This is a genomic window from Rhizobium sp. IY2 (genome assembly GCF_047532935.1).
Lineage (GTDB): Bacteria > Pseudomonadota > Alphaproteobacteria > Rhizobiales > Rhizobiaceae > Rhizobium > Rhizobium anhuiense.
Genome location: NZ_JBLKNU010000013.1, coordinates 16,274 through 35,373, shown reverse-complemented (window position 1 = coordinate 35,373; position 19,100 = coordinate 16,274). Strand labels below are relative to the sequence as shown.

The following is a 19,100-nucleotide window of genomic DNA, read 5'->3' as shown; positions in this document are numbered from 1 at the left end:
AGCTGAAAATGGACCGTGTGATTGATCACGACGGAAATAGACGACCGCGCGGTGTGGCCACCGCGCGGCTTCGGGAGATGCTGGAACTCGCCCGGGCGAAAGGCGGACTCTCCATCGGCGAGGCTCTGGAGGCGATGGGCCCGACCAGCATCGCCTTCACCATCCTGTTCCTGGCAATCCCGGCTCTAACCCCGATCCCCGGGCCGTTCGGAATGGTTTTCGGCACCGCGCTTGCGCTGGTCTCCCTCCAGATCGTCGCGGGTGGCCGGAAGGTCTGGTTGCCCGCTATCATCAGGGATCGCCGGGTTTCGTCCGTGGCGCTTGATCTTATCGTGGGTCACGCGGTCCCTGTGATCGCCCGGGTGGAAAAGCTCGTGCGCGCCGGCCGGCTGCAGGCCCTCACCGGCCGAACGGTACAGGCGCTTCTCGGCATTCCTGTCTTTCTGCTCGCCGTCGTGATCGCGCTGCCGATCCCCTTCGGCAATATTCTGCCGGTGTTGTCGCTGGTGGTGCTCGCCGTTGCCCTGATGGAGCGGGATGGTCTCGTCACCCTGATCGGACTGCTGCTCACATCGGCGACGATCGTCGCGACCGCCGCCTTGCTTTATTTTATCAAGGCGATGATCTTCACGGCCTCCTAGGCTGAATGGACAGGTACCGCGCCGAGGAAACGCCGCAACTCGGTCTCGACATAGGCAGCCACCGGCCCTTCGGCGCCAAAACCCCACCAGAGCAGCGAACCCTGCCATTGCGACAGCATCAGCCGGGCGATCGTCTCCGGCGCCTTCGCCGATCCGAAACATTGCGCGATATCAGCCATCAGCGCTGTTCCCCAGGCAGCACCCCGGGCGCGCAGCACCGGATCGCGGAAATCCTCGCGAAGCACCAGCAGTCCTTCGCCATAGGCGGCGGCATCGTCCCCGTAGTCCTGCGACAGGCCGACGAGCAACGCGACGGCGCCGTCCGGGGTTTTCGGCACGGTCCCGGCAAGTCGCGCCGTTTCCGCGTCAAGCCTGTCCCAGGCATAAAGCAATGCTGCGCGCAGCATCGCCGCCTTCGTTGCGAAACGCTGCACCAGCGTCGAGCCGGAAAGGCCGCTTGCTTTCGCCACCGCCGCAAAGGTCGCCGCATCCGGCCCCTGTGCCTGGATCAGCGCAAGCACCATGGCGAGAAGCTGTTCATCGGAAACTGTGCGGCGGCGCGGCATGAAATTCCTCTCGCATTCATGTTGAATGTAAACGATCATTCGTTTATATACAACCAACCCCGGAAACCCGGGGCGCTTTCCATTTCGGCGTGAGAGCCGTTTTAGCGTGGAGGATGGAGAAGTGACAGCGAACTTGCGGGAGAAAGTGGCGTTGGTGGCGGGAGCTACGCGCGGCGCCGGCCGGGGCATTGCGATGGAGCTCGGCGCCGCCGGCGCCACCGTCTATGTCACCGGGCGTACGACACGCGCGCAGCAATCCGAATATATGAGACCGGAGACGATCGAGGAGACGGCCGAGCTGGTGACCGCTGCCGGCGGCAGGGGCATTGCCGTGCAGGTGGACCACCTCGTCAATCAACAGGTCGAGGCGCTGGTCGCCCGCATTCGCGAGGAAGCCGGCCGGCTCGATATTCTCGTCAACGACATCTGGGGCTGCGAGAAGCTGTTCGAATGGGACAAATCAGTCTGGGAGCATTCGCTGGACAAGGGCCTGCACATGCTGCGGCTCGGCATCGAAACACATCTGATTACCGCCCACTACGCGCTGCCGCTGATGATCGAGCGGCCGGGTGGACTGCTGGTGGAAGTAACCGACGGAACGGCCGAATACAACGCCACGCATTACCGGCTTTCGCCCTTCTACGATCTCGTCAAGACAGGCGTCACCCGCATGGCCTGGGCGCATGCGCAGGATCTGGCGAAACACGGCGCCACCGCCGTGTCGATCACACCCGGCTGGCTGCGCTCCGAAATGATGCTGGATGCCTGCGGTGTGCGCGAGGAGAACTGGCGCGATGCGACGAAGATACAGCCGCATTTCGCCATTTCCGAAACCCCGCGTTTCCTCGGCCGCGCCGTTGCGGCGATTGCCGCCGATCCCGACCGCGGCCGCTGGAACGGCCAGTCGCTATCGAGTGGCGGCGTGGCGAAGACCTACGGCTTCGACGACATCGACGGTTCGCGGCCGGATTGCTGGCGCTACCTGGTGGAAGTGCAGGAGCCGGGCAGACCGGCGGATGTGGCGGGTTATCGCTAAAGCGAAACTGCGCGGGCTTTTGCGTCCGCAAAAGCCCGACCGATTCCAGGGAAACCGTCAACCGGTTTCCCTGGATTTTCGTAAAAACAAAAGGTCAGAGCGGTCTGCGCTTCAAAAGCGGAACCGCTCAGAGCCCGCCGGTTATCTTGCTGCGGCGAGCCGAGCTGCGTCGCGAAACGACACCAGCCGCTTCGCCTGTTCGTCCCACAGCACCAGTTTGACGCAGCGCAGGCTGTCCATCAGCGTGATGCGGCCGATATCGGCAAGCTCAGGATGGTCTCGCAGCACCTCCGGCAGCCGGTAGTAGGGCACCCGGCTCGACAGATGATGCACGTGGTGGATGCCGATATTGCCGGTGATCCAGCGCAGCACCGGCGGCAGGTCGTAATGCGAGGCACCGTGCAGGGCCGCATGCTGGAACTGCCAGTCCGGCTTCTTCGACCAATGTGTTTCCTCGAACTGGTGCTGGACGTAGAACAGCCAGACGCCGGCAGCGCCGGCCAGAAGCACGATCGGCAGATGCACCAGCAGAAAGGGGACGATCCCGACTGCCCAGATCAGCAGTGCGGCGGCCGCTGCGATGGCAAGATTGGTCGCCATGGTCGAGATCCAGGGCAGGGCGCCGGAGCGCATCATGCCGAAAGGCAGGCGCTGCTTGATGAGAAACAGCCATGCCGGTCCAATGCCGAACATCACGATCGGGTGCCGGTAGAGCCGGTAGCCGATCCGGCCCCAGCGCGACAGCGCGTTGTATTCGGCAATCGTCAGCGTCTCGATGTCGCCAACGCCGCGCTCGTCCAGGTTCCCGGCCGAGGCGTGGTGTTCTGCGTGCGCCCGGCGCCAATAGTCGTAAGGCGTCAACGTCAGGATGCCGATCGTGCGTCCAACCCAGTCGTCGACGCCGCGACGGGCGAAAAACGAGCCGTGGCCGCAATCATGCTGGATCATGAACAGCCGGAGCAGGAAAGCGGCGGCGGGAACGACGAGGATGAGACCTGGCCAGAAGCTGTAATGAACCGCCGCCCATGCGGCGGCCCAGAACAGCGCGAAGGGGACGACCGTGACGGCAAGCTCGAAGGCGCTGCGTCCGGCCCGTGGCTGGCGATATTGGGCAAGGATCTTCAACCAGCCCTTTTCGGTGAAAAGGGCGGTTTGATCTTCGGATCGCTTCGGGTTTTCGTCAGGCTCGCCCGAAGGGGCAACCCGGATTTCCTCGCACTCGCTGCGGCGCGCAGATTCGATCACAGAATAGCGCCGTGAAAGGCAGCGACAGTCGAAAAGCCGAGTGCAATCACCACGGCTGAGCGAATGAGGAATAGCGGATAGTCGAAGCGGTACATGGTATGAAGAGGGGTCATTTTGTGTGGCACCTTCCGTTTTCTTTAAAACACGTTCATGCGTGATCCCGTCACGCCAGAGCGCGGCGTGCCCGAAAGGGCACGCTGTGACTTTGAATCTGCGCATAATCCTTCCGCAAATCGATCTTGATTTGCGCTGTTATGCGCCATCGATGATGAGAGCCCCGTCCAGGGCTCGAGACGAGCCCCTATTTTTTTGGAGCACTGCCCTGCGGGGCGGCTTTGGTCGCCGTCTTCATCTGGTTGGCGAATGTGCTTTCCACTTTCGCAGCTTGCTTGTCCTTTTTTGGCTTCCGGACCTCGCGATTGCTTCTTACCTGTCCTTTTGCCATGGATGAGTCTCCCTTTGGATCGACATTAAAAACCGCGGCCTGCGTGGTATTCGCCCCGCTTGTCGGTCGCGACTGGAGATCGCGGGATCGTCATGAGGGGCAACCCGACAACACCGGGCCGCAGGGATGGAATGAAAATGATGCCTGCTGAAACCGCATCGCAGTCTGGAGGCGGATGACCGGAGAGGTCACCGAAAGCCAAACCCGACGTTGAGACGGGACGTCACCATGCTTTCGCGATCGGGAAAATGGCGGGGCCGGAAAACCGGTCACCGCAAATGCCGCATCGGCCAAATCAGCGAGCCCTCTTCATAGAATAAAATTGAGGTGCCATTAAGGCCATCGCCGCAGGAAAGCCATATTTCCACAGGGCTTATTCATTTAATGGAAACAGCCGGATCAGCTTCGTTCTTTCCATCTCGGCCATGCCTGATGCCGACATGATGCCGCGAGCCAAACAGAGTTCGATATCCCGCCCGATATCGAGTGGCACCCGCATGCCGCCGGCCTTGAGAAGGCGGTCGGTCAGCGACAGAAGCAGATCCACTTTCGCCTGGCAGCCGTCGATCTCAAGGAGCGCCACCCGGCGCTCCTTGTCGATGTCTGCAAGATCCTTGTCCTGCTGCCGTTGCTGGTAAGCTCCGAATTGCACCCATCCGAAATAGGCGGCCGCTGCGACTGAGATACAAAGCAAGAGGGTTTTCCGCACAATAATCCTTCGGAGCCGGGCGGCTGGCTAGCCGGCGGCACGTCTTTCGCGGGGCAATCCCTGTATCGCATATCGGTTACAGACAGGAGTTACCACTTTCGGCGGGGCCTTCGGCTTGCCGAAATGGTGTTCGAGCGCCCGTGAGAGCATGGCCGGCGAGGTGACGCCCTCTTGGAACAGCCTGATCAGCAGGATGGCCGCGACGTTGAAAACCCGTTCGTCATCGATCAGGATTCTGGCGTCGTAGCCGGCGTCGTCGAGCACGCCCTGAAGCATGTCGAGATCGGACGAGGTCAGATGCGGCTTTTCTGAGGTGGAAGACATCGGTCCTCCTTTCGTCGGGGCGAGGGTATAAAAACCCTCAGTCGGCAGCGCCCGTGCGATGGCTGCCGAAGGCGGGACCATGCGCCTTTCGCTGAGGCAACGCAACGGGAATCTTGCTGCGGATATCGCACCGGTTGATGGGCAGCCCGCACCGGTCAGGGTGCGGGCCGAGATGGTTATTCCGCCGCCTGATAGCTGGGTCTCCGGGCGGCCGATGTCCGCGGACCGGCGGCTGCAAGCAGGGTGATGGCGATGGCAAGCAACGCCACGAAAGCGATGCCGGCGACATAAGGGTCCCAGCCGAAATGCGGCGCGGCGCCGAAGACCGCCGAGGCGGCCGCAAGCACGATGCCGCCGCCGATCTGGAAGGAGGCAAAGAGCAGTCCCGAGGCGAGTCCAGCCTTGTCGTCCTCCACGTCGGAAAGGGCCGCGACCTGCACCGAGGGGTAGGTCAGGGCGTAACCGAGGCCGAGCGGGATCTGCGAGAACAGAACGAGCAGGATCGGGTCGACATGTCCGAGCGCGGTCACCCAGAAGATGTAGCTGAAGGCTTGCAGGCCGACACCCACCGCCATCAGCCCGGTGGCGCCGCGATTTTGCGCGAGTGTGGCAAAACGTGGCGCCAGGAACATCACGAAGACACCGCCAAGCGCAAAGCAGAAGCCGGTGGTGAAGGCCGACCAGCCTATGACGTTCTGATAGTGGAGCGTCGCCAGGAACTGGAAGCCGACATAGGCGCCCTGGAAGAGGGCGGCAATCGCATTGGCATGCCGAAGCTTGGCCCGACGGAACATGCCGAGCGGCACCATCGGATCGGCATGGCGCGCTTCGACCGCGAGGAAGAGCAGGATCAGCACCAGCGACGCGATGAGCGAGCCCCAGGTCGGGAATGCCTGCCAGCCCGCTGCCGCAGCGTTGGTGATCCCGAAGACGAAGAGCAAGAGCCCGGGTGTGATGGTCAGCGCGCCGGCCCAGTCGAAGGCCGGCCGCGGTCCGGTTCTTTTCGGGTCGGCCGGCAGCACCAGCGGCGCAAGAAGGAGCGTCAGGATGGCGACCGGCGCGCCCATGACAAGCGTCGCCCGCCAGCTGAAGATCGTCGCAGCACCGCCGATCACCATGCCGAGCACGAAGCCGGCGGCGCCGGTGGAGGAGAAGACGCCGAGCGCCTTTGCCCGCGCCGCTCCCTCGCCGAAGACGGAGAGCAGCAGCGCCAGGGCGGCCGGCGCGGTGAAGGCGGCGGCAATGCCCTTGATCAATCGGGCGGCGATCAGCGTCGGGCCGCTGTCGACGAAGCCGCCGGCGATGCTGGCGGCGGCAAAAATTGCCAGCGACCAGAGGAAGACGCGGCGATGGCCGAAGACGTCGGCGACCCGGCCGCCGAGCAGCAGGAAGCCGCCATAGCCGAGCACATAGGCGCTGACGGCCCATTGCAGCGAGGTCGCCTCCATGCCGAGTTCGGCCTGGATGGCAGGCAGCGCGACGCCGATGGTGGAGACATCCATGGCGTCGAGAAAATTGGCGGCGCAGAGCAGCAGCAATGCCAGTCCCGCCCCGTTTCGCGATTTGGAAAGAGTCATCGAAATCGTTCCTTCTTTGCTGCCGCCTCATCGGGGGAGGTTGCCGGGCGGCAGGGAACGAGAAAATGTACAGCTTCCTTTCCTATTGCAAATTGATAGTAGCCATGCCAGGTATTACTGGTGATGATGAATGATGCCACTCTTCGCAAGATCGACCTCAATCTGCTGCTGGCCTTTTCGGTGCTGATGCAGGAACGCAATGTCAGTCGCGCCGCAGAGCGGCTGCTGCTTGGCCAGCCCGGTCTTTCGGCCGCTTTGCGGCGCCTGCGCGAGGCACTGGATGACGAATTGTTCGTGCGCGTCGGCCGCGGCCTGCAGCCGACGCCGCGGGCCCTTTCCATCGCCCCGGCGATCGAGGATGCGCTGTCGGGCATCGAGCGTGCCATCCGCCCGCAGGCCGAATTCGATCCGGCCAGCTGGCAGGGCGAGTTCCGCATCGGCATGTGCGACAATCTTGAATCGGCCTTCTTCGGCCCGCTTGCCGCCCGTCTTCTCCAGCTCTCACCCGGCGCCCGGCTGATCGGCATCGCTTCCGACAAACGCGATGCCGCGCGCCGGCTGGACGAGGGCGTCTTCGACTTCAGCGTCTCGGTGCACGAAGAGCCGGCCTCCTGGCACATCCGCGCGCCGCTGTTCGATCAGGCCTCGATCTGCATCTACGATGAAGCCCAGCTCCGGCTGAAGGCGCCGTTGAGCCTCAAGGATTTCGCCAATGTCGCCCATGTCACCGTTTCGTTCGAAGGCAATGCCGCGACCAGCATCGATAGCGCGCTGAGCCGCACTGGCCACGTCAGGCAGGTGGTGGCGACGGTGCCGCGTTTTTCCGCCTTGCCGACGGCGCTCATGGCCATGCCGGCCATCGCCACCGTGCCGGAATCGATCGGTCGCTGCATGGCGCAATTGCATGGGCTGACGATCTGCCAGCCGCCGCTTTCCCTGCCGGCCGATCCCGTGACCATGCTCTATCGCCGCGTCGACCAGGCGGACGGCCGGGCGCGCTGGTTCCGCGGCCTGTTCCTTGACGTCGCCAGCGTGGCGCTCGAAGCCTCCGGCTGCCGCGTATCGATATCGAGAGCTGCGGCTTGACTCAGGGGTGATTGCATCGAGATTGTCGCCCCGGCCGCCGTCTATTCAATGACCGATTTGAACCACGTACAGAAGGCTGAAATTGATTTTTGGGGGGAAGCCCTGCAGATCAGAAAATAGCTCTCCTGTGCGAGAATCGCGATGTCCGAGAGCACGATCAGGTCGCCATTCTCGATTTCGCGGCGGCATAACTCGACCGGGCAAAGTGCCACGCCATGACCGGCAATGGCGGCGGTTGCGAGCAAATTGAAGTCTTGAAACACCGGCCCCCTTAGCGTTGGCGTCAACGGCACGCCCGCCTTGTCGAGCCACTGCGCCCAATGCGCTGTGGTCTCGTCGTGGAGCAGGTCTGCCGTTGCGATCTGTGTCGCGTGGTCGATGCTGCCCTTTCTTTCAAGATAGCGCGGACTGGCGACAGGTTGAGTGGCGCGGGAGAAAAGCTGGTGGCAAACGACGCCTTCGAAGGTGTCGGCGCCAAGCGTAATCAGTACATCGCAGCCGGTTTCACGCAGACGCTGTTCGGCCATGGCGTAGACCACCTTTATTGTGACATCCGGATGCTTCGCCAGGAAATCGCTGAGCGATGGTATCAGCCATCGCGTCGCGATGGACGGGATGCAGCCGACGGTGATCTCGGATCTCGTCCTGAGCTTCAATAATTCCGCTTCTGCGGAAATTCTTTCAAGACTGCTCGATAGGGTTTCGGCAAAGCTTTTGGCCTCGGGTGCGAGCCGCACGCCGCGTTTTTCACGCAGAAACAAGGCACGTCCGAACCATTCCTCCAAATGACGGATCTGATGGCTGATCGCGGCATGCGTGACGCGCAATTCGTCGCCGGCGCGTGAGAAACTTGAAAGACGCGCTGCCGCTTCGAAGGCTCTCAATGCGCCGAATGGAAGTGTCATCTGTAAGTTTTCCTCAGCTATCCGATAGAAATCATCATTTGTCAGAATATGGAGATCACCAGTATGGCTGAAGGAAGCGGATCTGAACAGTATCGCTGACGTGTCAAATTTTCTTACACCAGGAGAGCGAAATGTACGTGCGCAGCCTGAAGGATGTCGAAGCAACCGACTATTTTGTGGAATGGGGCAATGGGACGAGCCACCGTTTGCTGACGGAAAAGGACGGGATGGGTTTTACCGTGTGTCATACGATCGTGCGCGCCAACACCGTTTCGCTTCTCGAATACCGGCAGCATCTCGAAGCCTGCTATTGCATCGCCGGCGAGGGCGAGGTGGAGGATATGGACGGCACCGTCTTTCCGATCCGTCAAGGCGATATCTATGTGCTCGACAAGCATGACAAGCATCTGCTGCGCGGCGGCCGTGACCAGGATATGATCCTCGTCAGCGTCTTCAATCCGCCGCTCGAGGGATCCGAGCGCCATAATCTGAACGACCCCTCGGGATCGGCTTATTGAGATCAGCCTATAAGGGAAAGTGCGCGGTTTTCTGACGGTCAGTCGGCCTGTTACAGCTCGCCTTTATGAAAATAGGCTTCGAGCCGGTAGCCGTCCGGGTCGATGATGAAGGCGGCGTAATAGAATTGTCCGTAATCCGGCCGGATCCCCGGTTCGCCATTATCCGTGCCGCCGGAGGCGACGGCCGCCGCGTGAAAGGCATCGACCGCAGCCTCGTTCGGGGCGACGAAGCAGAAATGCAGCCCGGATCGCAGATCGGCAACAACGGGGTGTTCGACCTGCATCACCCAGAGGCCGACCCTTTCCGGGCCGTAGCCGATCATCGTGTCGGAATTGGACAGCCGCTCATATCCGAGCGGCGCCAGCGCCGCGTCGTAGAAACGGCGGGCTCTTTCGATGTCCTTTACGCCGATGGAGACATGATCGAACATGGACGCAAACTCCCTGACTTCCCTTGGTCTCCGAAGGACGGCTCATCCCTCAAGATGGCACGACGCCAACATCTTTCAACCGCGGTCCGAAGTCAACGAAAGGGCGTCGTTCAAAAAGGCTGGCGATCCGCTCGAGCGTCCTGGCGAAGAAATCGGCGCGCCGAAATTACCGCTGTTCAGCGCAAGTTCTGCGACGCTGTCACTTGATTTGGGGGAAGGGCGGAGTAGGGTCCGGATCCTAGCGCCACGGGTGAGCCGGCGGGGTGTCCCGAGCGATCTGCGCAGCGTCGGATAGCCTGAGCCATTCCTTCCGGTATCCGATGTTGAGAAGATTGAAGGACAGCATGTCTCTCCCGGCCTGCGAACGGCTCGCGCCGATCACGGCATGGTCCGCGTGCGTCGGAACGCTCGCGTGATAGACGGTCCACGAACGGGCGGGTTCGATCCGGCGGTCGCGTCCAATGTCCACGGCGTAGTGGCCGGCCGCGCCGCCCTTGTTATTACCGACAGCAAAGGCGTTCGGTCTTCCTTCGTCTTCATGGCTGTTCACGATGTCAACCTTCCGTCATTCGGGCCGTGGCCAAACGTTGTCTCGATCAGTGTTGCGCCGCTGCCGGGCGATAGGTTTACCGGCTCCAGGCTGTCTTCCGTCGTGACCCGCTCGTGACGTTCGTCGTCGCTGCGGATGCGGTATTGCAGCAGATTGCCTCTCGGAGGCAGCGTGGCGGTAATGCGGTATGTGTCGGAGAGCTTGGAAGGCACGATCAGGAACCCGTCCTTCAGCCGGACGGTCTGCCCAACCTTGAAGATATGTGTTGCTGGCTCGCGTCGGACCGAACGTCCATTGCGTTGCGGAGTGCGCGTAGCGGTCATGACGGTTTGTGGTCCTTTTCGAGCGCGGTTTCGAGATCTGACGGATGGATAGGCATCATCTGCAGTGTCGAACTCTGTGCGGCGATCGCCGGCAGGTGGATGAAGGCGCCGATCCGTCGCCAGGCAAGCCTGGAAACGCCATCGATCAATTCCTCGTCATAATCGACGCGATATTCCCCTGCTGGCTGTGCCCCGTCGAAACCTGGCAGGCGGAAAGGAGATGAAAAGTGGACGACGGTTTGTGTGGTGCGACTTGTCATGACTGAAGCCTCCGCAGGAAACACCGATGCATTTCCTGTATCGTTGAGATCCGAACCGGACGAACTCGACGCTGCCGGTACATCCGCGGTCAGCGCCAAGCTCATTCCGGATCGAATACGCGAAATGCACGCCGGAACGACGTCATATATTCGCTATCGAGAATTCGGTGGTGTATGGCGGGTCGTAGGTCTCTGACACCGCGAAGCCAAGTCGGCCAAATCGACGAGGCTTATCGTTACGCCTGGATTACGTTTAAATCAAGATAAATTCGGATTTATCTATAAAAAACGCCAAATTAACTCCGTGGTCACGCAAATAAAATGGAGCGTAATGGCTCAAGAAATTCTATTCAATTCATAATTATTACAAAACATCCCGCCGAAATGATTTCCTGATTTTTCATGCGTGAATAATATTTATTGGCACTCCTATCAATCGAGTGCCACGGGTGCTATTTATGTGTTGCAGCCGCCATATGCGCCGGCAGCAGAAAGACCTCTATGAAATTCCGTTCACTTCACGACCGCGTCGTCATTCGACGTGCGGAAGGCGATGTCAAATCCAAGGGCGGGATCATCATTCCAGACGCCGCCAAGGAAAAGCCGCAGGAAGGCGACGTGGTCGCAGTCGGCCCGGGCCTGCGCGACAACAACGGTAATCTGATCCCGCTCGACGTTAAGGTCGGTGATCGCATTCTGTTCGGAAAATGGTCGGGGGCAGAGGTCACGATCGAGGGCGAGATCCTTCTGATCATGAAGGAGACCGACATCATGGGCATCGTCGAAAAGATCGGAGTGGCCTCTCAAAAGGCCGCCTGATCGACCGCATTCCGATCCGTATCTCAAGACCGAACTGGACCAATATTATGTCTGCCAAGGAAATCAGATTCTCCACCGATGCACGCGATCGCCTGCTGCGCGGCGTCGAATTGCTCAACAATGCCGTCAAGGTCACGCTTGGCCCCAAGGGCCGCAACGTCGTCATCGACAAGGCCTATGGCGCACCGCGTATCACCAAGGATGGCGTCACTGTCGCCAAGGAAGTCGAGCTAGCCGACAAGTTCGAGAACATGGGCGCGCAAATGGTGCGCGAGGTGGCGTCGAAGACCAATGATCTTGCCGGCGACGGCACGACGACGGCGACGGTGCTCGCGGCCTCCATCTTTCGTGAAGGCGCAAAGCTCGTCGCTGCCGGCATGAATCCCATGGATCTCAGGCGCGGCATCGATCTCGGCGTCGTTGCGGTGGTCAAGGAGATCCAGGCGCGGGCGAGGAAAGTCAAATCGTCAGGCGAGATCGCCCAGGTCGGCACCATTGCCGCCAATGGCGACGTCAGCGTCGGCGAGATGATCGCCAAGGCGATGGACAAGGTCGGCAATGAGGGCGTCATCACCGTTGAGGAGGCGCGCACCGCCGAGACCGAACTCGACGTCGTCGAGGGCATGCAGTTCGACCGTGGCTACCTCTCACCCTATTTCGTTACCAATGCCGAGAAGATGCGCGTGGAACTGGAGGACCCCTATATCCTCCTTCACGAGAAGAAACTCGGCAGCCTTCAGGCGATGCTGCCAATTTTGGAAGCCGTCGTGCAGACCGGCAAACCGCTTCTGCTCATCTCCGAGGATGTCGAAGGCGAGGCGTTGGCGACGCTGGTCGTCAACAAGCTGCGCGGCGGCCTGAAGGTCGCGGCCGTCAAGGCGCCGGGCTTCGGCGACCGCCGCAAGGCCATGCTGGAAGATATTGCCGTGCTGACATCAGGCCAGATGATTTCCGAGGATCTCGGCATCAAGCTCGAAAACGTCACGCTCGATATGCTCGGCCGCGCCAAGCGCGTGCTGATCGAGAAGGAGAGCACCACGATCATCGACGGTTCCGGCGAGAAGGCGGCCATCCAGGCGCGCATCCAGCAGATCAAGGCGCAGATCGAGGAGACCACCTCCGACTACGACAAGGAAAAGCTGCAGGAACGCCTGGCGAAACTGGCCGGCGGCGTCGCAGTCATCCGTGTCGGCGGTGCGACCGAGACGGAGGTCAAGGAAAAGAAGGACCGCATCGACGACGCGCTGAACGCGACCCGTGCGGCGGTCGAAGAGGGCATCGTGCCGGGCGGCGGCGTGGCACTGTTGCGCGCGAAGTCGGCGCTGACGGGTTTGACCGGCGAGAACGCCGACGTGACGGCCGGCATCTCGATCGTGCTCAGGGCGCTTGAAGCCCCGATCCGGCAGATCGCCGACAATGCCGGGTTCGAAGGCTCCATCGTCGTCGGAAAACTCGCCGGCAGCAATGATCACAATCAGGGCTTCGACGCACAGACGGAGACCTATGTCGATATGATCGAGGCCGGCATCGTCGATCCGGCCAAGGTCGTACGCACCGCTCTGCAGGACGCCGGCTCGATTGCGGCGCTTCTGATCACCGCCGAGGTGATGATCGCCGACATTCCCGCAAGAGACTCTGCCCCGGCAGCCGGAAATGGCGGCATGGGCGATATGGGATACTGAGGCCAGCCTGAACCGGTCCGGCGTCGCCGGACGGCGCAACCCGAACAGTAGACAGGGAGAATTCCAATGTCCGTGCAGAGCAGCAGCAAGACATCGATTACCCAGCGTTTCGACAATTACCAGCCATCCAAGACGCTTCTCGTCTGGGCCTGCGTCGTCACGGCGATCGCCACGATGATCATCGGCTTCAGCTGGGGAGGCTGGGTCACAGGCGGCACGTCAAGCAAAGCGGCAGCCGCCGCCGGCGATACCGCACGCGGAGAATTGGCGTCGGCCATTTGCGTCGAGCGCTTCAAGGCGGCGCCGGATGCGAGCGCTAAACTGATCGAGTTCAAAGCGCTTAACGATGGCTACAAGCAGCGTCAGTTTGTCGAGGCGGGCGGCTGGGCAACCATGCCTGGGCAGACCTCGTCCGACAGCCGAAGTGTTCAAGGCTGCGCCACTGCGCTTGCCGTCTGACACCGTTCTTCCAGAGCGCTCCGATATATCTGCGGAGCGCTCCCACTGTTGAAGCAGGAAATGACCCATGATCCGCTTTGAAAAAAAGAGCGACCCGCAGCCAGCCGCAGACGACGCCGGCGGCGAAAGCCTCAAGAAAGTCCCTGAGGCATCAGCCGACGGGCAGAAAAAAGCCGCCAACGACAGCACGCGTCGTCGCGCGCCGCGGGCGGCGGAAGATGACGACCGGCTTATCTGAGCATAGCGTCACACCGCGGTTGACGGCCTAGCGATAATCCAGCCAGACCCCGCCGGCGTCGGCGGACTGCACGCAGTTTTCCACCCAGCGCACCCCTTCCAGCCCGGCATCGACATCGGGAAAGACCAGATCTTCAATGCCCGCCGGCGCGAGGCCGCGCGCTCTGTTGATGGCAAAGCCGAAGCGACGGTAGAGGTTTGCCCAGGCTTCGAAAAGGCCTTCCGGATGGCCGCCGCCGATGCGGTCGTCGATCCTGGCCTCGGGATAGAGATAGTCCATGCCGCGCTCGAGAATGCGGGCGGGTTCCCCCTGGATCTCGTAGGAGAGTTGGTTCGGCCGCTCATCCCACCATTCGATGCTGGCCTTCGAGCCGACGATGCGGATCTTCTGGCCGTGCATGGAGCCGGCATTGACGGCGCTCGACCAGATGGTGGCGATCGCGCCATTGTCGTATTCCATCAGGGTCACCGCATTGTCCTCCAGCGGCGCGCGGCTTTTGACGAAGCTCTGGCGGGTGCAGAGGAGGCGGCTGATCTTGAGGTGCGGCAGAATGACCTTGGCAATGTAGAGCGGATGGGTTCCGACGTCGCCGAGGACATAGCTGGGGCCCGCGAATTTCGGATCGACACGCCAGCGCGTCGACGGGTTCTGCTCCTCGACCGCAGCACTGTGGAAGCCGTGGGCAAATTGCAGGTTGACGATGCGGATCTCACCGAGATCGCCATTCCTGACCATGGCGCGCGCCTGCTCGATCATCTGATGGCCGGCATAGCCATAGGTCACGCCGACGATCCGACCGCGCGCTTTTGACAGCGCCTTCAACTCCTCGGCTTCGGCGATGGTAAAGCAGAGCGGCTTTTCGCAGATCACATGCAGATCATGTTCGAGAGCTGCCTTGCAGATCGCGAAATGGGTATTGTTGGGAGTTGCGATCGACACCGCTTCGATACCGTCGGCGCGTGCGGCTTCGGCGGCAAACATCGTCGCATAGTCCGGGTAGCTGCGGGCTGCGTCGAGCCCGAGATCGAGACCGAAGGCGCGCCCGCGCTCGGGATCGATATCGAAGGCACCCGCCGCAAGGGCAAAGACGTCGTCGCGATGCGCCGCCGAGCGATGAATATAGCCGATCTGGCTGCCTTTGCCGCCGCCGACCATGCCCCAGCGGATCGGCTTTCGCCTGTCATTCGTCATAGTGTTTTCCCTAAAAACCAACGGACCTGAGGTAATCGCGGCTTTGCTTCACATCGTCGAGGCTGCCGGCGACATTCCTCGGATCGCGCTCCTGCTCGACGGTGATGAAGCCGTGATAACCGATCTCCTCGAGCGTCCGCTTGACGGCGGGGTAGTCGATGATGCCGCGGCCGATCGGGCACATCACGCCCTGTCCGCAGGCCTCGAAGAAGCGGATCCTTTCACCGAGCACGCGGTCGAAGACGGCCTGGTCGATATCCTTGAAATGGACGTAGTCGAGCCGGTCGGCATAGCGGCGCAGCGTCTCCACCGGGTCCATGCCGGCATAATAAGTATGGCCGGTGTCAAGGCAGAATCCTGCGACTGCCTGCGGAATGTCGTTCGCCACCCGCTCGATCTCGTCGGCGAATTCGATATAGCCGCCCGCATGCGGATGGATGACGGCGCGAACGCCGTATTTGCGCTGAGCAAGTTCGGCGATCGCCGTGATGTTGGCGATCATCCCGGCCCAGGCCTTGTCGTCGAGGCGCGGCGCACGATCGGAATGGCCGGCGGCATAGTCTCGCTCGTCATGGCCCCAGTCCATGACCGTGAGATAGGGCGTCCTGAACCGCTGGCCCGCCACCTGTTCCGGCTGCGGCAGCCGGGTGATCACGGCGCAGATTTCGTCGGTCTGCCGCAGCAATGTCTCCCGATTGTCGGCGGAGACCAGATCGTCGAAGATCGTGCCGGCGACGATGAACAGATTGCGTTCGGCAAGCGCCTTGGCGACCAGCGCATCATCGAGCGGCACGTAGCCGTAGGGCCCGAGCTCAAGGCCGCCATAGCCGGCGGCGGCGGCCTCGTCGAAGACGCGCTCCCAGGCGGGAAGGTTTGGATTGTTGACGTCATCAACGCCCCAGCAGCAGGGGGCCGTCGTAATCGTGATGGTCACGGTTCTGTTCCTGATAGTGGTGATCTCGAGGGTCAGCCGCGTTTCCCGGGCCAGTATTTGTCGACATATTTCTGGATTTCGGCGCGCATGAAGCGGCCGGATTCATCGGCGCGGTCTTCCCAGCCGAAGACGCAGGCGGTGATGATGCCGTCGAAGCCGACAGCGGCGAGCGAGGAGAAGAACACATCCCAGTTGATCTCGCCCTGGTACATATCCATGTGCTGATGGATCGTCACCTTGGCGCCCGGCGGGTTGATGATGTAGCGCAGCCCTGACGACGCCTTGTGATTATAGGTATCGGCCACATGCACATGGGCGATCAGCGGGCCGGCATCGCGGATCATCCGCGCCATGTCGTCACCGAAATAGAAAGTATGCGGCGCGCAATAGAGGAACTTGACGTTCTTCGAGCCGATGGTCTTCAGCATGTCGATCGCCGGATGCAGCGTTTCGCACCAGTCTTCCGGATGCGGCTCCATGTTGAGCGTGACACCCTCGCGCTCGAACACCGGAACGAGTTCTTCCATCGAGCGCCACCAGGCTGCCTCGCTGTGCTCGTGGGTGTGCATGCCGCCGCAGCAGTTGGAGCGGTGGCTGCGATCCGGTGACGGGCCGCGGCCGAATTCCGAGTTCATCGTATCGCAGCCCATTTCGGCCGCGATTTCGATCGCTTCCTTCCAGTAGCGCACCGCCGCCTGCCGCTCATCCTCATGCGGGCTCGCCCAACGATACATCGGCAGCAGCGAGGCGAGCTGGACGCCATGATCCTTCAGCGCAGCCTTGAATTCCGCGATGCGTTCCTTGTGTGCCCGCGGGCGCACCCACCAGGGCAGAAAATCGTCACGCGGCGAAAGCTCGATATGCTCATAGCCGAGCTCCGCCGCCTTGCGGCAGAGGTCGTTGAGGTTGAGGTGACGGTGCATATGCGGGTCGAGTGCGATCTTCATCTGGTTCCTCCGTCATCCCCAGCCATCGCCGGCGGACGCTCCTTGATCTCGTTTCATGCTTCCGGTGCTCCTCCCGGATTGCCGCCACGATACTGCCGCGGCGCCTCGATATTCCAATGCTTCGATGATCAAATTTGATCATTGACCGTGCGAAGCGCGGATGCTCTGCTGTGTCAGCTTTGGGAGTTAATAAGCCTGTGACGAAGGTGACTTTGAAGGATGTGGCCCGGGAAGCCGGCGTCGGCACCGCGACGGTGGAGCGCGTCCTCAATAATCGCGGCGGCGTTCGGCCGGAGACGGTGGAGAAGGTGTTTCTAGCGGCAAGACGGCTTGAATACCGGCAAAGCCTGCCGGTCGCCCATCGCGGCCTGATCCGGATCGAGGTGATCCTGGTTCGCCCGGAGACCAGCTTCTATTCGCGCCTGAACCGGGCGTTCGAGCGCATCGCCGCCTCGCTCGACGACAGCATCGTCGTTCACCGCACCTTCGTGCGCGAGAACGAGCCGGCGCAATTTGCCCGCTATATCGCCAACCCGACGGCCCGCCGGTCGGCGCTGATCGTGGTCGCGCCCGACCATGCCGATGTCGTCACCAGCGTGCGGAAGGCGGCCGGTCTCGGCATTCCCGTCGTCCAGATCATGACCCGTCCGGCCCCCGAACTGCCCTATGTCGGTATCGACAATTACGCCGCCGGCCGCACCGCCGCCCATTACATGTCGGGCATGCTGGCGCAGCGCCCCGGCTCCTTCGTCGCTCTCTGCCATAGCGGCGCCTATGAGAACCATAAGGAGCGGATCCGTGGCTTCTCCGCCTATCTCTCGGACCATGCTTCAAACGAGCATCGTTTCATCGAAGTCATGTTCGATCTCGACGACGAGCACAATGCCATCGAACTGCTGCAAGCGGCGTTGAGGCGGGAGCCCGGCATCATCGGCGTCTATAGCGCCGGCGGCGACAACAAGGGCGTTGCCAGGGTGCTCGCGGCCAACAAGGCCGGGCGGCCCTTCTGGGTCGGCCACGAATTGACCGGGCAGACGCAGGACTATCTCCGCCGTGGTATCATGTCGATCGTGCTCGATCAGGCGCCGGAGGTCCAGGCGAGGCGTTCGATAGACCTTGCCCTGAACAGGCTTGGTCTCATCGAGGTGGAAGTCAGCGCCGAGCCAGTGCGCTTCCTGACGATCACGCGGGAAAATCTTTGAGGTGGATGTAATCGGCGTTTTGGGGCGCCGGCGCGCCCCTATTGCAACTGAGGCTTCTTGAGAAAGCTGTTGCGGTCGGCGGACTTGATGCGCAGCCAGGCTTCCCGGCCGTTCCTGAGGACCCGCATGGGGATCTCGGCGCCGGCGGGACCGCTGCTCCATAGCTTGCGGTAGAAATCGGCCAGGCCGTCGACCTCCTCGTCGCGGATCTCCGAGATGATATCGCCCTGCCGCAGGCCCGCCTGGGCGGCCGGACCGCCTTCGGCCACGCTCATCACCACCACGCCGCCATTGCTCTCGGCGGAGAAGGCACCGAGCCAGGGCCGCGGCGGCTTGTTGACCTGGCCCCGGTTCAACAGATCGTCGAGGATCGGCGGTAAAAGGTCGATCGGCACGACCATGTTGATATCGGCGACCTCGTCGCCCTGGCTCATCTGCAGGCGAAGCGAACCGATGCCGAGAAGTTTGCCGTCCGAACCGATCAATGCGGCACCGCCCCACGAGGGATGGGCCGGTGCCGTGAAAATCGCCTCGTCCAGCAGATATTCCCAGTAGCCGGCAAATTCCTGCCGGGCGACGATGTTTGCCTGGACGAATTCTCCGATCCCATCGGCGAGCACGACAGAATCGCCGGGCTTGGCCGTGGCCGCGTCGCCGAGATCCACCGCCGGCGCATTCAGCGGGCCAAGCGCCTGCACCAGGCCGAAGCCGCTCTCCTGATCGTAGGCAAGCGCATGCGCGGGAACGACGCGCCCGTCATGGGTCGTGAGCCATACTTCTTCAGCCTCGGTGATGAGATAACCGATGGTCAGCACCAGCCCGTTGTCGCGAATGACCACGCCGCTGCCCTCCCGGACAGTGCCCAGCGTCTGCGCTGTGAAGGCATCTTCCGGAATGGAGGAACGGACGGCCACGACTGACCGCAGAATCGGATCGATATTCATGCTTTTATCCCGATGGGCGCCGGAGCATTCTTCCTTGAATAGGTAAGAGAATGAACGGCGGGTGCAAG

At 61.8% G+C, this 19,100-nt stretch carries 24 protein-coding genes; 9 read left to right on the top strand and 15 right to left on the bottom strand.

Going from position 1 to position 19,100, the window contains the following annotated elements:
• Positions 1-17: 17 nt before the first annotated feature.
• Complete coding sequence (locus ACMUVN_RS29010; protein ID WP_063476710.1) at positions 18-641, top strand: exopolysaccharide biosynthesis protein; 624 nt, start codon at positions 18-20, stop codon at positions 639-641.
• Here the strand turns inward: ACMUVN_RS29010 and ACMUVN_RS29005 are convergent.
• Positions 638-1,207, bottom strand: a complete 570-nt coding sequence (locus ACMUVN_RS29005; protein WP_063476662.1) for a TetR family transcriptional regulator — start codon at positions 1,205-1,207, stop codon at positions 638-640. The genes ACMUVN_RS29010 and ACMUVN_RS29005 overlap by 4 nt on opposite strands.
• Before the next feature lie 121 nt (positions 1,208-1,328).
• On the opposite strand from ACMUVN_RS29005, the gene ACMUVN_RS29000 reads away from it, so the two are divergent.
• Entirely contained in the window at positions 1,329-2,243 is a 915-nt protein-coding gene (locus ACMUVN_RS29000; RefSeq protein WP_414815816.1) for an SDR family oxidoreductase, read from the top strand.
• Between the two features lie 141 nt (positions 2,244-2,384).
• Here the strand turns inward: ACMUVN_RS29000 and ACMUVN_RS28995 are convergent, their stop codons facing one another.
• From ACMUVN_RS28995 to ACMUVN_RS28975, 5 genes are all read right to left on the bottom strand, one after another.
• A complete protein-coding gene (locus ACMUVN_RS28995; RefSeq protein ID WP_047614325.1) occupies positions 2,385-3,488 on the bottom strand; it encodes a fatty acid desaturase in 1,104 nt (367 codons plus the stop codon).
• Between the two features lie 301 nt (positions 3,489-3,789).
• Positions 3,790-3,933 carry a hypothetical protein gene (locus tag ACMUVN_RS28990; protein WP_164735919.1) on the bottom strand — a complete coding sequence of 48 codons (144 nt, stop codon included), beginning with the start codon at positions 3,931-3,933 and terminating at the stop codon, positions 3,790-3,792.
• A 373-nt stretch (positions 3,934-4,306) separates the two neighbouring features.
• The gene (locus tag ACMUVN_RS28985) at positions 4,307-4,642 is read right to left on the bottom strand and encodes a hypothetical protein (RefSeq protein WP_414815815.1); all 336 of its coding nucleotides are present in this window, start codon (positions 4,640-4,642) and stop codon (positions 4,307-4,309) included.
• Positions 4,643-4,669: 27 nt separating this feature from the next.
• On the bottom strand, positions 4,670-5,047 hold the full coding sequence (locus tag ACMUVN_RS28980; protein WP_174824448.1) for a hypothetical protein: 378 nt from the start codon (positions 5,045-5,047) through the stop codon (positions 4,670-4,672).
• Positions 5,048-5,142: 95 nt separating this feature from the next.
• Positions 5,143-6,543: an MFS transporter gene (locus ACMUVN_RS28975; protein ID WP_414815814.1), complete on the bottom strand. Its 1,401-nt coding sequence runs from the start codon at positions 6,541-6,543 to the stop codon at positions 5,143-5,145.
• Between the two features lie 123 nt (positions 6,544-6,666).
• Between ACMUVN_RS28975 and ACMUVN_RS28970 the strand changes: the two genes are divergently transcribed.
• Entirely contained in the window at positions 6,667-7,629 is a 963-nt protein-coding gene (locus ACMUVN_RS28970) for a LysR family transcriptional regulator (protein ID WP_414815862.1), read from the top strand.
• A gap of 41 nt (positions 7,630-7,670) precedes the next feature.
• Here ACMUVN_RS28970 and ACMUVN_RS28965 read toward each other — a convergent pair whose 3' ends face one another.
• Positions 7,671-8,534: a LysR substrate-binding domain-containing protein gene (locus ACMUVN_RS28965; RefSeq protein WP_097542696.1), complete on the bottom strand. Its 864-nt coding sequence runs from the start codon at positions 8,532-8,534 to the stop codon at positions 7,671-7,673.
• Positions 8,535-8,665: 131 nt separating this feature from the next.
• Between ACMUVN_RS28965 and ACMUVN_RS28960 the strand changes: the two genes are divergently transcribed.
• Complete coding sequence (locus ACMUVN_RS28960; RefSeq protein ID WP_048338366.1) at positions 8,666-9,052, top strand: ectoine synthase; 387 nt, start codon at positions 8,666-8,668, stop codon at positions 9,050-9,052.
• Between the two features lie 50 nt (positions 9,053-9,102).
• Here ACMUVN_RS28960 and ACMUVN_RS28955 read toward each other — a convergent pair whose 3' ends face one another.
• From ACMUVN_RS28955 to ACMUVN_RS28940, 4 genes are all read right to left on the bottom strand, one after another.
• Positions 9,103-9,483, bottom strand: a complete 381-nt coding sequence (locus tag ACMUVN_RS28955) for a VOC family protein (RefSeq protein ID WP_047614333.1) — start codon at positions 9,481-9,483, stop codon at positions 9,103-9,105.
• Between the two features lie 238 nt (positions 9,484-9,721).
• On the bottom strand, positions 9,722-10,033 hold the full coding sequence (locus ACMUVN_RS28950; protein ID WP_414815813.1) for a hypothetical protein: 312 nt from the start codon (positions 10,031-10,033) through the stop codon (positions 9,722-9,724).
• The gene (locus ACMUVN_RS28945; protein WP_414815812.1) at positions 10,030-10,356 is read right to left on the bottom strand and encodes a hypothetical protein; all 327 of its coding nucleotides are present in this window, start codon (positions 10,354-10,356) and stop codon (positions 10,030-10,032) included. The genes ACMUVN_RS28950 and ACMUVN_RS28945 overlap by 4 nt, the downstream gene beginning before the upstream one ends.
• Positions 10,353-10,616 (bottom strand): hypothetical protein, encoded by a 264-nt coding sequence (locus ACMUVN_RS28940; protein WP_183606222.1) that lies wholly within the window; start codon positions 10,614-10,616, stop codon positions 10,353-10,355. The genes ACMUVN_RS28945 and ACMUVN_RS28940 overlap by 4 nt, the downstream gene beginning before the upstream one ends.
• A gap of 501 nt (positions 10,617-11,117) precedes the next feature.
• Between ACMUVN_RS28940 and groES the strand changes: the two genes are divergently transcribed.
• The 4 genes from groES (at position 11,118) to ACMUVN_RS28920 (ending at position 13,814) form a co-directional block, all read left to right on the top strand.
• Complete coding sequence (gene groES, locus ACMUVN_RS28935; RefSeq protein ID WP_097623208.1) at positions 11,118-11,435, top strand: co-chaperone GroES; 318 nt, start codon at positions 11,118-11,120, stop codon at positions 11,433-11,435.
• A 47-nt stretch (positions 11,436-11,482) separates the two neighbouring features.
• A complete protein-coding gene (gene groL, locus ACMUVN_RS28930) occupies positions 11,483-13,117 on the top strand; it encodes a chaperonin GroEL (protein ID WP_097623207.1) in 1,635 nt (544 codons plus the stop codon).
• Positions 13,118-13,183: 66 nt separating this feature from the next.
• Positions 13,184-13,576, top strand: a complete 393-nt coding sequence (locus ACMUVN_RS28925; protein ID WP_047614341.1) for a hypothetical protein — start codon at positions 13,184-13,186, stop codon at positions 13,574-13,576.
• A gap of 67 nt (positions 13,577-13,643) precedes the next feature.
• Positions 13,644-13,814 (top strand): hypothetical protein, encoded by a 171-nt coding sequence (locus ACMUVN_RS28920; protein ID WP_176707420.1) that lies wholly within the window; start codon positions 13,644-13,646, stop codon positions 13,812-13,814.
• A gap of 27 nt (positions 13,815-13,841) precedes the next feature.
• On the opposite strand, the gene ACMUVN_RS28915 is transcribed toward ACMUVN_RS28920, so the two are convergent.
• From ACMUVN_RS28915 to ACMUVN_RS28905, 3 genes are read right to left on the bottom strand one after another with little or no spacing between them, the layout of a single operon-like run.
• The gene (locus ACMUVN_RS28915; protein ID WP_414815811.1) at positions 13,842-15,005 is read right to left on the bottom strand and encodes a Gfo/Idh/MocA family protein; all 1,164 of its coding nucleotides are present in this window, start codon (positions 15,003-15,005) and stop codon (positions 13,842-13,844) included.
• A gap of 10 nt (positions 15,006-15,015) precedes the next feature.
• Positions 15,016-15,939 (bottom strand): TIM barrel protein, encoded by a 924-nt coding sequence (locus tag ACMUVN_RS28910; RefSeq protein WP_127430378.1) that lies wholly within the window; start codon positions 15,937-15,939, stop codon positions 15,016-15,018.
• 32 nt (positions 15,940-15,971) lie between these two features.
• Entirely contained in the window at positions 15,972-16,886 is a 915-nt protein-coding gene (locus ACMUVN_RS28905) for a sugar phosphate isomerase/epimerase family protein (RefSeq protein WP_047614347.1), read from the bottom strand.
• 197 nt (positions 16,887-17,083) lie between these two features.
• Here ACMUVN_RS28905 and ACMUVN_RS28900 point away from each other — a divergent pair, with 197 nt between their 5' ends.
• Positions 17,084-18,088, top strand: a complete 1,005-nt coding sequence (locus tag ACMUVN_RS28900) for a LacI family DNA-binding transcriptional regulator (RefSeq protein ID WP_097595718.1) — start codon at positions 17,084-17,086, stop codon at positions 18,086-18,088.
• 38 nt (positions 18,089-18,126) lie between these two features.
• Here ACMUVN_RS28900 and ACMUVN_RS28895 read toward each other — a convergent pair whose 3' ends face one another.
• Positions 18,127-19,032, bottom strand: a complete 906-nt coding sequence (locus tag ACMUVN_RS28895; protein WP_097595717.1) for a S1C family serine protease — start codon at positions 19,030-19,032, stop codon at positions 18,127-18,129.
• Positions 19,033-19,100: the final 68 nt, after the last annotated feature.

Excerpts from the sequence above, each read along its gene's own strand:
- ACMUVN_RS29005 (WP_063476662.1), bottom strand. The coding sequence starts at position 1,207 with ATGCCGCGCCGCCGCACAGTTTCCGATGAACAGCTTCTCGCCATGGTG.
- ACMUVN_RS28990 (WP_164735919.1), bottom strand. The coding sequence starts at position 3,933 with ATGGCAAAAGGACAGGTAAGAAGCAATCGCGAGGTCCGGAAGCCAAAA.
- ACMUVN_RS28980 (WP_174824448.1), bottom strand. The coding sequence starts at position 5,047 with ATGGTCCCGCCTTCGGCAGCCATCGCACGGGCGCTGCCGACTGAGGGT.
- ACMUVN_RS28975 (WP_414815814.1), bottom strand. The coding sequence starts at position 6,543 with ATGACTCTTTCCAAATCGCGAAACGGGGCGGGACTGGCATTGCTGCTG.
- ACMUVN_RS28970 (WP_414815862.1), top strand. The coding sequence starts at position 6,667 with ATGATGAATGATGCCACTCTTCGCAAGATCGACCTCAATCTGCTGCTG.
- ACMUVN_RS28965 (WP_097542696.1), bottom strand. The coding sequence starts at position 8,534 with ATGACACTTCCATTCGGCGCATTGAGAGCCTTCGAAGCGGCAGCGCGT.
- ACMUVN_RS28960 (WP_048338366.1), top strand. The coding sequence starts at position 8,666 with ATGTACGTGCGCAGCCTGAAGGATGTCGAAGCAACCGACTATTTTGTG.
- ACMUVN_RS28955 (WP_047614333.1), bottom strand. The coding sequence starts at position 9,483 with ATGTTCGATCATGTCTCCATCGGCGTAAAGGACATCGAAAGAGCCCGC.
- ACMUVN_RS28945 (WP_414815812.1), bottom strand. The coding sequence starts at position 10,356 with ATGACCGCTACGCGCACTCCGCAACGCAATGGACGTTCGGTCCGACGC.
- ACMUVN_RS28940 (WP_183606222.1), bottom strand. The coding sequence starts at position 10,616 with ATGACAAGTCGCACCACACAAACCGTCGTCCACTTTTCATCTCCTTTC.
- groES (WP_097623208.1), top strand. The coding sequence starts at position 11,118 with ATGAAATTCCGTTCACTTCACGACCGCGTCGTCATTCGACGTGCGGAA.
- groL (WP_097623207.1), top strand. The coding sequence starts at position 11,483 with ATGTCTGCCAAGGAAATCAGATTCTCCACCGATGCACGCGATCGCCTG.
- ACMUVN_RS28925 (WP_047614341.1), top strand. The coding sequence starts at position 13,184 with ATGTCCGTGCAGAGCAGCAGCAAGACATCGATTACCCAGCGTTTCGAC.
- ACMUVN_RS28920 (WP_176707420.1), top strand. The coding sequence starts at position 13,644 with ATGATCCGCTTTGAAAAAAAGAGCGACCCGCAGCCAGCCGCAGACGAC.
- ACMUVN_RS28915 (WP_414815811.1), bottom strand. The coding sequence starts at position 15,005 with ATGACGAATGACAGGCGAAAGCCGATCCGCTGGGGCATGGTCGGCGGC.
- ACMUVN_RS28905 (WP_047614347.1), bottom strand. The coding sequence starts at position 16,886 with ATGAAGATCGCACTCGACCCGCATATGCACCGTCACCTCAACCTCAAC.
- ACMUVN_RS28895 (WP_097595717.1), bottom strand. The coding sequence starts at position 19,032 with ATGAATATCGATCCGATTCTGCGGTCAGTCGTGGCCGTCCGTTCCTCC.